This is a genomic window from Halomonas sp. BDJS001 (genome assembly GCF_026104355.1).
Classification (GTDB): domain Bacteria; phylum Pseudomonadota; class Gammaproteobacteria; order Pseudomonadales; family Halomonadaceae; genus Vreelandella.
The window spans coordinates 813,118-826,992 of record NZ_CP110535.1 but is presented as its reverse complement, the minus strand read 5'-3'; the positions used below and the strand labels follow the sequence as shown (position 1 = coordinate 826,992).

The 13,875-nt window shown below is 55.8% G+C and carries 14 protein-coding genes; 5 read left to right on the top strand and 9 right to left on the bottom strand.

From position 1 onward, the window contains the following. Positions 1-46: 46 nt before the first annotated feature. Genes OM794_RS03955 through OM794_RS03945 form a run of 3 tightly spaced genes read right to left on the bottom strand, consistent with a single transcriptional unit; the run spans position 47 to position 2,196 of the window. Positions 47-1,129, bottom strand: coding sequence for a DUF3618 domain-containing protein (locus tag OM794_RS03955; RefSeq protein WP_226250382.1), 1,083 nt, complete (start codon positions 1,127-1,129; stop codon positions 47-49). Then, entirely contained in the window at positions 1,126-1,563 is a 438-nt protein-coding gene (locus OM794_RS03950; protein ID WP_226250383.1) for a phage holin family protein, read from the bottom strand. Before OM794_RS03950 ends, OM794_RS03955 begins: the two co-directional genes overlap by 4 nt. A 21-nt stretch (positions 1,564-1,584) precedes the next feature. Continuing rightward, on the bottom strand, positions 1,585-2,196 hold the full coding sequence (locus tag OM794_RS03945) for a hypothetical protein (protein WP_226250384.1): 612 nt from the start codon (positions 2,194-2,196) through the stop codon (positions 1,585-1,587). A 442-nt stretch (positions 2,197-2,638) separates the two neighbouring features. On the opposite strand from OM794_RS03945, the gene OM794_RS03940 reads away from it, so the two are divergent. Then, positions 2,639-3,493, top strand: a complete 855-nt coding sequence (locus OM794_RS03940; protein WP_226250385.1) for an SDR family oxidoreductase — start codon at positions 2,639-2,641, stop codon at positions 3,491-3,493. A gap of 198 nt (positions 3,494-3,691) precedes the next feature. On the opposite strand, the gene OM794_RS03935 is transcribed toward OM794_RS03940, so the two are convergent. Beyond that, a complete protein-coding gene (locus OM794_RS03935) occupies positions 3,692-4,579 on the bottom strand; it encodes a MurR/RpiR family transcriptional regulator (RefSeq protein ID WP_226250386.1) in 888 nt (295 codons plus the stop codon). 142 nt (positions 4,580-4,721) lie between these two features. Between OM794_RS03935 and OM794_RS03930 the strand changes: the two genes are divergently transcribed. Next, a complete protein-coding gene (locus OM794_RS03930; protein WP_226250387.1) occupies positions 4,722-6,047 on the top strand; it encodes an aspartate aminotransferase family protein in 1,326 nt (441 codons plus the stop codon). Positions 6,048-6,101: 54 nt separating this feature from the next. Beyond that, positions 6,102-6,668, top strand: a complete 567-nt coding sequence (locus tag OM794_RS03925; protein WP_226250388.1) for a carboxymuconolactone decarboxylase family protein — start codon at positions 6,102-6,104, stop codon at positions 6,666-6,668. 41 nt (positions 6,669-6,709) lie between these two features. On the opposite strand, the gene argA is transcribed toward OM794_RS03925, so the two are convergent. The 3 genes from argA to OM794_RS03910 form a co-directional block, all read right to left on the bottom strand. Beyond that, entirely contained in the window at positions 6,710-8,023 is a 1,314-nt protein-coding gene (gene argA / locus OM794_RS03920; protein WP_226250389.1) for an amino-acid N-acetyltransferase, read from the bottom strand. Positions 8,024-8,215: 192 nt separating this feature from the next. Further along, positions 8,216-9,481: an inorganic phosphate transporter gene (locus OM794_RS03915; protein ID WP_226250390.1), complete on the bottom strand. Its 1,266-nt coding sequence runs from the start codon at positions 9,479-9,481 to the stop codon at positions 8,216-8,218. A 10-nt stretch (positions 9,482-9,491) separates the two neighbouring features. Next, on the bottom strand, positions 9,492-10,172 hold the full coding sequence (locus OM794_RS03910) for a TIGR00153 family protein (protein ID WP_226250391.1): 681 nt from the start codon (positions 10,170-10,172) through the stop codon (positions 9,492-9,494). Positions 10,173-10,309: 137 nt separating this feature from the next. Here OM794_RS03910 and OM794_RS03905 point away from each other — a divergent pair, with 137 nt between their 5' ends. Further along, positions 10,310-11,209: a CYTH domain-containing protein gene (locus OM794_RS03905; protein ID WP_226250392.1), complete on the top strand. Its 900-nt coding sequence runs from the start codon at positions 10,310-10,312 to the stop codon at positions 11,207-11,209. Positions 11,210-11,261: 52 nt separating this feature from the next. Continuing rightward, positions 11,262-12,194 carry an ion transporter gene (locus OM794_RS03900; RefSeq protein WP_226250393.1) on the top strand — a complete coding sequence of 311 codons (933 nt, stop codon included), beginning with the start codon at positions 11,262-11,264 and terminating at the stop codon, positions 12,192-12,194. A 66-nt stretch (positions 12,195-12,260) separates the two neighbouring features. On the opposite strand, the gene OM794_RS03895 is transcribed toward OM794_RS03900, so the two are convergent. Both OM794_RS03895 and OM794_RS03890 read right to left on the bottom strand, forming a co-directional pair. Beyond that, positions 12,261-13,037, bottom strand: a complete 777-nt coding sequence (locus OM794_RS03895) for a 5'-nucleotidase, lipoprotein e(P4) family (protein ID WP_226250394.1) — start codon at positions 13,035-13,037, stop codon at positions 12,261-12,263. Between the two features lie 191 nt (positions 13,038-13,228). Beyond that, positions 13,229-13,852, bottom strand: coding sequence for an L-threonylcarbamoyladenylate synthase (locus OM794_RS03890; protein WP_226250395.1), 624 nt, complete (start codon positions 13,850-13,852; stop codon positions 13,229-13,231). Positions 13,853-13,875 lie beyond the last annotated feature (23 nt).

Sequence of the window (13,875 nt, the reverse complement as noted above, 5' to 3'; positions counted from 1 at the left end):
GGTCTTGGTTTCTTCGGCCGCTAGGATTAGCAGCCAAATAGGCACCTTAGGGGGTGCGGTTAGTGCCCGACCCCTGGGTGTTACCAGAGGGGGTACTCGAGCCCGCAAGGCCCGGGCTGTGCCTTTCAGGGCTGTTTTGCTCAGAACGGTTTTTCTCGGCATCAAACCACTCTGACCCCCGGCGTTCAGCAAAAGGGGTAGGGTCGCTGGGTAGGCCCGTCGCCCGATTCTGCGGCGCATTGAAGCTTGTGTCATGGGTGTTTGGGTCACTGCTACTCGTGTCATGTGCGTAAGCACTTGAAGGCTGCGATCCGCCTTTAAACGACTCGGCCTTCTCGTGAATGACGTGTTGAGCTTTATCCGCCTGCGCCTGCCCTGTGTCAGCAGCCTTATGAAGCACGCGGTCACGATACTCGCCCATATACTCGTCCTCTTTCTTGGTGGCGGGGAAAATACCGCCCAAGGCGGCGCCCAGCGCAAAGCCTAGCGCGCCAACCACCAGCGGATGCTCCTGAATAAAATCGGAAGCCTGGCGCTCAGCACGGTGCGCACGCTGCCCCATGTCGTGTAGGTTATCGTGAGCGCCATGCTGTAGGTGAGACGTGGAATCGCGCATGCTATCCCCCATGTGGTGCGCCTTATCGCCCCACTGTTGCGCCGTTTGCTTGGCTTTCTGGCCTAGGTGGTGAGCAGAATCTTTGGCCTTATGGGTCATTTCACTCATACGGCCTTGGCCATTACTGGTGTGCTCCGTTACACCGGCATTGCCTGTTGATTGAGCATGCATAGCGGCATTCGGAGGGGTGCCCTCATGCACGGGAATACCCGGTGCACCGCTGTGCCCATAGCGATGCTGGCCTTGATGCGGCTGACGCTGTGACAGCATCATCCAGCCTAGCCCCGCAGTGGTCACCAGAAAAGGCAGCGGGTTCTGCTTAATCGTGGTGCCCAAATTAGCCACGAATTCGTTGGCACCGCCATGGCGCAAATAGTCGTAGGATGTATTCAGCAACTGCTGTGGAGAGAAGCGCTCTTCGATCTCGTTTAGCGTGGAATCGAGGCGTTCACGGGATTGATGGATGTCCTTTTCAATCTCTTCTGAGCTTCGCTGGTTGTCATGATCCGTCATTTCAACTCCTCCTTGAGGTTGTGCTGATGCTTCTGGGCCACCGCCTTGTCACTATGCAAACTGCTCATCGTCCGAGTAGGCATTAAACTGCGCGCCTGCAGCTTCTTTTGGCCCGCTTTGAGCATGATGATGCCAATCACCGTTACCACCCCACCCACAATCAGTGCCGACAGCCAAGGGGTAGTGTCAGGTGGCAGTATTTCATTGAGCAGAAATACTGCGGCGGCCAGCAGGGTTAAAAAACCGCCGAGCAGCACCGCACCGGCAATGGCGATTGAAGCAATGCCCGCCATGGCCTGGTGGGTTTTCTCTGATATCTCGGTCTTGGCAAGCTCAGCTTCGTTGCGCACCAGGGAGCTAATCTCGTGCATCACCGTGGAGAGTAGCGAGCCTACCGAAGAGCCTTGCGACGTAGGTTTGTTTTCAGAATCCATTCTTTGCCTCCCGGCCCCTGGTTAGGGCATTCCATTTTCTCGACCCGCTGAACCTATTGCCCCACCACTCGGAACGGGGCTGCCTGAAAGGCTTGATGCCTGGCTAGCCGATGATGCCTGCCCGACAGGAACATTTTCCTGCATTGGAAGACCCGTAGAGCGCTCATCTGGCGTATTTGAATAACGTGAGTTCGAATCGTTACTGTGCGAGTGCTGGCCTGAACTGCGCAGGAACCGTGCAGCTAAAAAACCGGCGGCTATTACACCCCCGACAAACAGCGCAGGTTCGCGGCGACTAAAACTCTGCGCCTCATTACAAACAGTGCGTAAATCCTTATCACGCAAGTTATGGGAAAAACGCTCGGTAGTATCAGCAAACTTTTTCGCTTGTTTTGAGAAAAAAGGCTGCTGCTGGTTATCAAACTCATCGGCCATTTTTTGCAGAACGCCCGTTAGTTTATGGGACTGTTCCGCCGCATTATCACGCTGTTGATTAAAATAGCCTTCGGCTTGGTGTTGGGCCGCCTCGCCTACATCGTGGGCGGTGTCGCGTCCTTGCTGCTTGAGCGACTCCTTCGAGGGATTTGGCTGGCTGGGCGCGCCGGGACTAGGCTGATTTCCTTGATCGATCATCTGTCACTTCCTCCTTGTCGTCTCACATGTCAGCATCCGTGGTGAAACAAAATCAACGTCAGTGCACATCTACAAGATGCAATTAATCAGTACAATTATGCACTTAAATAAAACAGGTACTAATACTTAACCAATTACACTGATTTATTTAACAGATGCGCCACCTTCAAAACATAGCGGCCATTCTACTATTGTCAATTTATAAACAATTAATTCTCTGAGAACTTTTATCTTATTAACATAGGTTATTAAATTAACCTTCAACAAATGAAATAACGTTAGCTATAGCCATTAAGTTAAACAGCTGAAAAGGCATCCTCCTTGCGGTAGGTTTGCTAGTTTCTTCGCCTTTGGTCTACGTTTAGGGGAACGCTCGCCCGAGGAGTGGGTAGGCGTTAGATGGCAAACGACATTTTCTGTGCCAACAATGGAGTGACCGCACATGAGTGATCAACACCAACCACCCCAGCACCAGGATAAACAGCCGGGCGATGAACACGCCATGCGCCCTGAGCCTGAATATATCCGTGACAGCTACCGCGGTACCGAGAAGCTGTTGGATAAAGTGGCGATTATTACCGGTGGCGACAGCGGCATAGGACGTTCAGTGGCCGTGCACTATGCCCGTGAAGGCGCCGACAGTGTGATCGTCCATCTTAAAGAAACCAAAGATGCGGAAGAGACCAAGCGGCTGGTGGAAGCTGAAGGCCGGCGCTGTTTGGTTTTGAAAGGCGATGTGGCAGCGCCAGCGTTTTGCCGTGAGATCGTGAAGCGCACCCTCGACCACTTCGGCAAGATCAATATCGTCATCAATAACGCCGCCGAGCAGTATGACTGGGACGACATTACCGAGATCCCCGATGATCAACTGCTGCGCACCTTTCAGACCAATATCTTCAGCCACTTCTATCTCACCAAGTCTGCCCTGCCGCATCTCAGCGAAGGTGACACTATTATTGCCACCTCCTCAATCAATGCCTTTAAGGGCAACGATACGCTGATCGATTACACCGCTACCAAAGGCGCTATTCAGGGCCTGGTACGCTCGCTGGCGATGTCGCTGATGGATCGGGGCATTCGCGTTAACGCCGTAGCGCCAGGGCCGGTGTGGACGCCGCTGATTCCGGCCAGCTTTGAGGATGAGAAGGTGGCGTCATTCGGCGGCCAGGTGCCCATGAAGCGCGCAGGCCAGCCCAGCGAAATGGGGCCGGCGTATGTCTACTTGGCCAGCGAGGAGTCCTCCTACATGAGTGGCCAGACCATGCACCTGAATGGTGGCGTTATCTTAAATACTTAAGCATTTGTTATTAAGATACAGTGCACTTTAACGGGGCGGCCTTGGGCCGCCTTTTTGCCAGAAGATGTTTGCTCCAAAATATGCCCGCTCGGTAATATTTAATCCTAATAAACCGACGAGACGACTGATAATTACCGCTCGGTAATTATCGAAGGATTTACCTGACAATGAGGCTGGGTTACCAAGCCTCGCCTCTCCTCACTGCCGCCTGGGAATAGCGGTTGCATAGGTATTGAGATCCGAGAGGTGTTCATCCGCTTGCTGCAAAGCGTCTAGCGTCTTAGGCCGGTCGAATTCCGCCAATAAGCTGCACAGCACTTCGGAAATGGCTAATGCCGGGGTTAGCGTGTGGAAAAAGCTATCGGTTTCCGTGGGGCATAGAATCGTCTGCGCTGACATCCCCACCAGCGGCGACACTTCACTATCGGTGATGGAAACAATCCCCACCCCCTTATCTTTTGCCAGTTGGGCCAGTTCCAGCGTCCCTGTTGCATAAGGTTTGATGGAGATAACGAGCAATACATCCTCAGATGTGGCACGAATTAGCCCATCTCCGCCGGTACCCCCAGGCCCATCCAGATGCACCGAGCGCTCGCCCAGTAGGGTCATCACGTAATGGAAATGCCAGGCAACGGCATGGCAGGAACGTAAACCCAGCACGTACACTTTTCTTGCAGATCTTAACCTATCGGCTGTGGCTTCCAGCCGCCGGAGCGAATCGGGCTCGCCCAGCTTAGTAAGCTGGGCACTTAGCCCCTGAAGCATATGCGAGGCGGTATCGCAGGCTCCCCTTTCACTGCCTTTATCGACCCGCTGGCGAACCTTGGCCGCAAAACCATCGCTCCCCTGACGTAACGCTGCCGCATGCTGGGCCCGAAGTTCGTCGTAGCCTGGCAATCCCAAGAACTTGGCAAGCCGTGTCATGGTGGCGGGCTGCACACCCGCTAGGCGCGCCACCTCGCGCATTGAAACCAGCGCCACTTCCTCCGGATGTTCAAGCACGTAGCGAGCGGCCTGTTGCAACTGCGCAGACATGGCATCGTACTGGGCAATCATCCGCTCTCTCAGTGGATCGCTCGGCTGCATCGTAGTGGGCTCTTTTAGAAAAAAATGATCCATATGTTTCATACTATATTTTAATGATTTATTTGTTGCAAATATCTTTGTGAGTGTGCCAATCTTCTTGCTATGTGAATTTCTCACTGTTTGTTAATGAGGAGCAGGGGCTATGACGCGTATTCTTCACCGCGGTATCGGCGGGGCACTGCCTCATGCTGCATCGGCACAGGGTGTCTATATCACCGATTCCACGGGGCGGCGCTATCTGGATGGATCGGGCGGCGCTGCGGTCACCAGCGTAGGACACGCCCATCCGGAAGTGCTGGCCGCCATGCGCTCGCAGATCGATAGCCTCTGTTACGCCCACACCTCATTTTTTACTACCGATGCCGCCGAAGCGCTTGCCGAGAAGCTCGTGGATTTAGCCCCTGAAGGGCTGGATTACGTCTACCTGGTGTCGGGTGGGTCAGAAGCCGTCGAAGCGGCGCTTAAAATGGCCCGGCAGTACTTTGTAGAGATTAATCAGCCCCAGCGGCGGCATATCATTGCCAGACGCCAGAGCTACCACGGTAATACCATTGGCGCGTTGGCAACCGGTGGCAATGCCATGCGGCGCCAGCAGTTTCAGCCCATTCTGCCAGAAACCCACCATGTATCGCCCTGCTATGCCTATCGCGACAAGGGCACCGACGAGACGCCCGAGGCCTACGCTGCACGGCTTGCCGAGGAGCTTGAGGCAAAGATTCTGGAGCTTGGCCCTGAAGAGGTCATGGCCTTCGTTGCCGAACCCGTCGTCGGTGCCACCTTAGGGGCGGTCGCCTCTGAGGCGGATTACTTCAAACGCGTGCGTGCCATTTGCGATAAATACGGCGTACTGCTGATCCTCGACGAAGTGATGTGCGGCATGGGCAGAACCGGCACCGTCTTCGCCTGCGAACAGGATGGGGCGACAGCGGATATCGTCACCATCGCCAAAGGGCTGGGCGGCGGCTACCAGCCTATCGGCGCGGTGATGCTATCGGCCAATATCTACGCCAGTTTCGCCAATGGGTCTGGGCTGTTTCAGCATGGCCATACCTATCTTGGTCACCCTGTTGCCGCCGCGGCCGCCAATAAAGTGGTCGAAATTATTGCACGGCCAGAGACGCTGGCGAACGTAAACGCCATGGGCGCGAGACTGCAAAGCGGCCTGGAAGCGGCGCTCGGCGCATCGCCCCATGTGGGCGATATTCGCGGCAGGGGCTTGTTTCGCGGTATCGAGCTGGTGGCGGATAGGGAAAGCAAAACGCCTTTCGATCCGGCGCGCAAGCTTCACGCCAAGATCAAGCGTCAAGCCATGGCCCGTGGCCTGATCAGCTACCCGATGGGCGGCACTATTGATGGCATTCACGGCGACCATATCTTGCTGGCTCCGCCCTATATCATTGCGCCTGACGAAGTCGATCTGATGATTGAGCGTATTGCCGAGGCCATCGGCGCGGCCATCGCAGAGTAATCAAACAACGATCTCAAATAACTATCTCAATAACCCCCTGACTGGAGTCCACCCATGACAACATCCCCCTGCCCGCCGGTTTCCGACGCCGATTGGCCTGAGGAGATCGCAGATTTACGCGAGGGCTTTGCTGGCGCACTCAACGTTTATCGCACCATGGCCCATCACCCGGCCTTGCTTAGAGCGTGGGCGCCCTTGCGCCAACACGTTGTTAAGGAGAATGCGTTAGGCCCGGAGCTGACCGAAGTGGTGATTTTACGCGCAGGTTTGCGTATGGGCTCAGCCTACGAGTGGGCCCATCATGTTAGTCGTGCACTCGCCCTGGGATTCTCCGAACACCGGATCACGGCTATTCGCGGTACTCCCGAAGGCGTTGATGGTCTTATCGTCAACGCCGTGGATGCGTTATTCGATGAGCGCATGCTGGCCAAGGAGCAGGAAGCAGAACTTGCCGAGGCGATCGGACGCAAGGCAGTGATCGACCTGATCGCCATGGTGGGTTTCTATTCGGTGCTGGGCTATCTGCTCAAAACCTACGACACACCGATTGATGAGAGTATTCAACAAGAAGCGCAAAAACAGCCGGAGCTGTTTTCGCTAATGCCAAGTTCGACCCGCTAAACCAGGTCTGCTAATTAGCCACCCAATTTTCAAGAAGCGAATTACGCTAATTGCTTAACCAACACCTTCGATTTACGGGCGTGATTGTAGGTTTCGCGTTTCAGCGGGGGTAGGTCTTCCAGGCTGGCGGCGCGGAAGCCGTGTTCCACAAACCAGTGGGCGGTGTGGGTGGTCAGCACGAACACTTCAGTTAAGCCGCGCTGGCGGGCGCGGCGCTCCATGGCCTCCACCAGGCGCTCGCCCCGCTCGCCACCGCGGTAGCTGTCGTGTACCGCCACGCAGGCCAACTCGGCAATGCTGGTATCCGTAAATACATGCAGCGCGGCGCAGCCAATCACCATACCGTCGCGCTCGATCACCATGTAGTCATCGATTTCGTGCTCCAGGCGCTCTCTTGAACGCGCCACCAGCATACCTCGGCGCTCTAGCGGTTCCAGCAGTTCCAGCAAGCCCGCTAAATCGTTGAGCGTGGCCGGGCGCAGCTGTTCGTAGCGGTGCTGGGTAATCATGGTGCCCACGCCGTCCCGGGTGAATAGCTCACCCAGCAGAGCATCGTGGTTGCGCCAGGAGAGCAGGTGCGTGCGCGCCACGCCTTCCCGTGCGGCGGTGCAGGCGGCCTGTAAGTGGCGGGCTAGCTCGCTACCTGGCACTGCGGCGCTTAAACGCGGCTCGGCCTCCGCTGGCGAAAGCTGGCGCAGCAGCGCGCCCTGCTCATCTTCCAAGCCTTCGGATTCCCCTAGCAAGATCAGCTTATCGGCTTTCAGCGCCACGGCAGCGTGTTGAGCAACTTCAGAGGCGTCTAAATCGAACACCTCACCGGTACTGGAGAACCCCAGCGGCGGCAGCAGCACCAGTGAGCCTTTTTCCAGCAGGCCTTCAATAGCGCTGGCACGCACCCGGCGCACTTCACCGCTGTGGTCGAAATCGACCCCTTCCCTAACACCCAGGGGCTTGGCGGTGACCAGGTTGCCAGAAATCACGCTGAGCTCTACGCCGTGCAGCGGCGTGCTGGGCAGGCCCAGCGAAAGCCGCGCTTCCAGCCATAGCCGCTGGTGGGCGGCGACCTGCTCCACATGAGCCATCACCGCACGGTCGGCGACCCATCGGCCATCGATACGCGTGGGCTCTACGCCTGCGGCCGTTAGCGCCTCATGCACCTGGGGGCGAATACCGAACACCACGACCAGGCGAACCCCCAGGGTATGCAGCAGCGCTAAATCCTGAATCAGCTGCTCCCCTCGGCCAGACGCCATGGCTTCGCCTTCAATTAAGATGACAAAGGTTCGTCCCCGGTGGGCATTAATGTAGGGGGAAGCGTTACGGAACCAATCAACAAAGGGGAAGCGCGTATCCAAGGGCCGCTCTCCGGCAGCAGGTGAAAGAAAAATCCGACGTTTAACATAGCCAACCGGGTTACTTTACCAGAGCACAAAAAACAGCGGCACCTTCTAATGCAAATCTGCTCAATCTAATGCAGATAAACATGAAGATGCCGCTGTGATGGTATCGCTTGGCTACTTCTCAGCTAAGCGCATGAGAGCCTGTGTTTAGCCAAACATGCCCTTGAACATAAAGAAGAACAGAATCGCGAGACCTGCCCCTGCGGGCAGCGTAATCAGCCAGGACGCCGCAATAGTGCCGATAACCCGCAGGTTGAGGGCCGCCATACCGCGCGCCAAACCCACCCCAAGCACTGCACCGACCAGGGTATGCGTGGTCGAAATGGGCAGGCCGGTACCTGAGGCCAGAACGACCGTGGTAGCAGCAGCCAGCGTGGCGGCGAAACCACGACTAGGCGTCAATTCAGTAATGCCGGTTCCTACCGTAGCGATCACTTTATGGCCGTAAGTGACAAGGCCGACAACGATACCGCCGCCGCCCAGCACCAGCACCCACCAAGGCACCAGCGCAGCACTGTCGATTAAGCCATCGCTTTGCACAACGCTAATCACCGCAGCGAGCGGGCCTACCGCGTTGGCCACATCGTTAGAGCCGTGGGCAAAGGCCATGGCACAGGCGGTGAAGATCATCAGCACGCCGAACACGCGCTCAACGTTGACATAGCCAAAGTGATCACTAGCGTTCTGTTCAAACTTAATCCGCCGCTGCATGACAACACCGAGTGCCATAACAGCAATACCAATCACAATAGAGAGCAAAAGGCTTTGACCAAAGGTTAGGCTCAAGCCTACGTGTGTCAGGCCCTTGGTCAGTGTCACCATCGAGACAATAAAGCCCACCAGGAATACGTAGCCCGGCACGTAGCGCTTGGCAGCGGCAAAGGGATCGTCGCTTTCAAAAATCAGGTGATGCACAGATTTAAACAGCACAAACCCAATCGTGCCGGCGAGTAGTGGCGATATTACCCAACTGGAGGCAATTTGACCGACTTTACCCCACGCTACCGCCTCAACACCTAACCCCACGGCACCAAACCCGACGATGGCACCCACAATCGAGTGAGTGGTTGAAACAGGCCAACCACGGGCAGAGGCGATCAATAACCAAATAGCGGCGGCTAACAGCGCAGAGAGCATGCCGTAAACCAACAGCTGGGGATTGTCTTCCAATAATACAGGGTCAAGTATTCCGCCACGGATCGTTGCCGTGACTTCGCCACCAGCAAGCCACGCACCAAGAAACTCAAACACAACCGCAATGAGAATCGCTTGTTTGATGGTGATCGCTTTCGACCCCACCGAGGTGCCCATGGCATTGGCTACGTCGTTCGCACCAACGCCCCAGGCCATAAAGAAGCCAAACAAGCAGGCCAGAATAATGAAGATTTCACCGTGCTGGGCAATAATCAGCATGAGAGTCCCCTTAGCGGGCAGTCAGGATCTGCAGACGGCTACCCACTCGCTCAGCGCGATCGGATAGTTCGCCAACCCATTCGATGATCTTGTAAAGAAAGATCACATCCACTGGCGGTAGCTGGCTTTCAAGCGCGAACAGCTGGCGACGAATGGTGATCTGTTGGTCATCGGCTTGGTGTTCGAGGGTGTGTAGCTCACGGATCATTTTCTGCATCACGTCAGAAACGTTTTTGCCAAAGCCGGACTCAAGCAGATCCTTGAGCTCTTCCAGCGCTTGGCGCGCTTGCGCCACACAGGCAACGCTGGTGCTGATGTAGTTGCGCATTGGCTCAGCCAGTTCATCCGGCACGCGCATTTTACGCCCCAGCATAATGCCGGTAATGTCACGCACCTTATTGGCGATTTTGTCCTGTACGCTGATCAGGTCGAGCAGGTCAGAGCGCGACACTGGCAAAAACAGGGTGTTGGGTAGATTCAACCGCAGCTCTGTTTTCAGCGTATCGGCGTCATGCTCTAAACGGGTGACGTTTTCGCGCAGCTCAGCCGCTTTGTCCCAGTCATCTGCCAGGGTTGCTTCAAAAAACGGCAACAGCTGATCGGCGCACTCATTCGCCTTGACGATATGGGCCAATAGCGGCTGGAATGGCGAGCGGCCAAACATCGAAGAAAAAGGATTGGAGGTAACCATAATGCCTTTTAGCCTATTTTCGGGGAGCCGGGAAATGGCGGCGCCAGTATAAAGAGTGCGCCCGCCGCCGTCATGAAAAGTTCACAAATGTAATCAAATATTCATTTAAATGTCACGATAACGAGGTGGCTAGTGTCATGAAAAGTCTAACCCCCATGGAAGTGGAACTGAAACTAGCCCTTGCCCCTCAAGGGCCTGCGGCGCTGGCTCAACACCCTCATCTCGCTTCTCATCCCGTACGTAAGCAAGCGCTGACCAACACCTACTTTGATACACCCCAGGGCGATTTGGCCAAGGCACGCATTGCGCTGCGCCTGCGCCAGGTAGATAGCCAGGTGCTGCAAACAGTGAAAACCGCAGGGCAAGGTGGTGGTGGACTCTCGCAACGCCAAGAGTGGGAGTGGCAGGTGGCAGGCCCCCAGTTGGATCTCGCCTCGCTTGCCGAGCTACCTCCTTTTCAAGGTGAGCTTAGCGGTGTGTTAGATGCCCTCGTTCCCCAGCTCAGCACCGATTTCACACGGCGTAGCTGGCAGCTAAAAGAGAGCGCGCACGGCCAGGAGAGCCATATCGAGCTGGTGTTGGATGAGGGCGAGATTATTAGCGGAGAGTACCGGACGCCAATTCGCGAAGCAGAGCTGGAATTAAAAGTCGGTGAGCCGGAAGCACTGTGGGAGGTGGCCTTAACGCTGGCTGAGCGAGTGCCGCTGCGGCCTTCGGACAGCAGCAAAGCATCCCGTGGCAATGCGCTTAGCGCCCAACACTGGCCGCTACCCGAAGCCCACTCCCCGGCAGAGTGGCTGCACCGTGCCACGCTGGCGCTGGACGCCTACCATGACAGCCAACAGGCCAGCTTTCTTAGCGATGCCCAGCAGGCGCTGAGCACTCTCGCCGATCACCCGGAACTGGATGACACCGCGCGGGGCTATGCCCAGGCGCTTTCCGGCGGGCTCGATAAGGATGGCCAGCCCAATACGATTTACGGTAAAGCGGCATTAGCACTTGCCCATCGCCTGGCGTACCAAACCGCGCTACGCTAGCGGTTTAACACTCTATTTAGAACGGCATTGAGACCATCTTCAGGATGAAGCGATGAATTTACACTTAACCCCCGGAGCGGAAGGCCTGCGCGCCCGCCTGTTCCATATCATATTTGAGTCTGACACGCCGGGGGCTAAAGCCTTTGACATCGCCTTGATCGTGGCGATTTTGATGAGCGTCGCGGTCATCATGCTGGACAGCATTGAGATTTATGCTGAACGCTACGGAGAACTCTTCTTCTATCTGGAGTGGGTTTTCACTCTGCTATTTAGCATTGAGCTCATCCTACGAATTTACTGCCTGGAAAAACCGACCCTTTATTTAAAAAGCTTTTATGGCATCGTCGACTTAATCGCCATTTTGCCCATTTGGCTGGTACTACTGGTGCCAGGTGCACATGGTCTGGTGATTGTGCGCTTGCTGCGGGTGCTGCGCATTTTCCGCATTCTGCGGCTCATGGAGTTTGTCGGCGAGGCGCGCTTGCTAATGGACGCCCTCAAACGCAGTTTGCGTCAGATTTTGCTGTTTTTTAGCGCCATTTTAATGGTGATCACCCTGTTCGCGGCGTTGATGTACACCATCGAATCCGCTGAGGCGGGCTTCACCAGTATTCCAATGTCGATGTACTGGGCCATTGTCAGCATGACCACCGTTGGCTATGGCGACATCGTTCCCGCTACAGCGCTGGGTAAGTCGATTACGGTGGTACTCATGCTGCTCGGCTACTCAATCATTGCCGTGCCCACCGGGGTGTTTTCTGCCCAAGTGATTCGCTCGATTCGTGAAGAGCGTTACTCCGAAGAAGCCTGCCCCGGTTGCGGGCACGAACGCCATGAAAAACGCGCCCGTTACTGCCTTCGCTGCGGCACCTGGCTAGACGAACACAGCGAAGACCCGCGCAAGAAAGACGACGACAAAAAAGCAGAAGCTCAACACAATAGCCACGATGGGGACGCAGACAACAACGCGCCCCAGGACAGCTAAACCAGATAGCCAAACCGGGGGCGCGCAACGTTTATTCAGTGCGGGAGGGAGTGATTATTTAACCCATCACTCCACTTCGTGCGGAGCTTCCCAGGCGTCTAACTCAGCCTCGCTCCAGGCACCGTAGGTAGCGTTGGGGAATACGATCCAGTCATTGCCGAAACGCTCGGCATTCTCCTCAACAAGCGCATGCTGCTGGTCAAGGTCGGCGCCCGCGAAGTCTCCTGCGAAATCGTGAAGGGAATCACCTAGCTGCATCACCAGCGTGTAGTTATCCACCACTTCTGCGCGGCGCTCGGCCTTAGCAGGCCCCAGCAACATCACGCTCTGCTCAGAGACTTGAGGCAGTTCTAACGCTTCTAGGGTGGCGATGGTATCGGCCTCGTTCTCCTGGTAGCGGTCAGAGACGTAAAAAATGGCCACGCCCTGCTCGTCCGCGTAATCCAGGAAGTCCTTGGCACCTGGCATTAAACGCGGCTCGCCTTCACGCTCCCAATGCTTCCATGTATCCCAGGTGGTGTAGTCGTGGCACGCCTGCATATCGCGAACCAACAGCGCGCTGTTGTCCAGTACCGTTTCATCCAGATCGGTAATGATCGCCAAGCCGTCGCTGCTACTATGCGCCTCAATCTGATCCTCAAGCCGGTAGGTGGCGAGGGCAAAACCCTGACGCTGTAAGGCGGCTGCTTCGGCAGACTGCTGTTGATAGCGCAAGCCCATTTTATAGGCTTCCTGGGCACACAGCTCTGCGTCATCGCTATCCGCGTGGCTGGCCAGCGGAAAAGCGCTAAGACTGACTAAAGCGGCAAGGGTGCAAAGGCGAGAAGGGAAAGACATCGTCATTGAATGATCTCCTGGGATAGGCGATCTCAAAAAGGCGGGGCGGCTCCTCGCCTTAAAGGATCACGATTTATTATCGAAAAGAACCATTAGGATCATATTTTATTTTTATTGAACATTCAAACAATGATAAAAATAGAGCAAATCCCTGCGCGATACGCCTAAGCGCCAGGGATTTGCTTTACAGAGTGCTGTTAGCCGACGAAAGGAGAAATATCGCCACGTCCTTCGCGAATGATTTTCGGCGGCAGTTCACGCAGGTCAATAACGCTGGTGGGATCCAAGTGGCAGGCGCCACCGTCGATTATGGCGTCCAGGTGGGCACCAAAACGCTCACGAATCTCTTCCGGGTCGTTCATGGGCAGGTCAGCGTCTACCGGGATCAGCGTGACGCTCATCAATGGCTCGCCCAGTGCGGCCAGCAGCGCGTGGGTAATGCGGTGATCCGGCACACGCACACCAATAGAGCGGCGCTTGGGGTGGAGCAATAGGCGGGGCACTTCGGATGTAGCATCCAGAATATAGGTGTAAGGCCCTGGAGTATGGGCTTTCAGCAGCCGGAACACATCGTTATCCACCTTGGCGTAGGTGCCAATTTCCGAGAGATCCGAGCACACCAGGGTGAAGTTGTGTTTATCATCCAGCGAACGCAGCCATTTGATCTTCTCGATGGCTTTTTTCTCACCCAGGTGGCAGCCAAGCGCGTAGCCCGAGTCAGTGGGATAGGCGACCACACCGCCTTTACGAATGATCGCAATGGCCTGATCAATCAAACGTTTCTGCGGATTTTCCGGGTGAATCTGAAAATATTGGCTCATAGGTATCTCCTATCCGTAGGCCC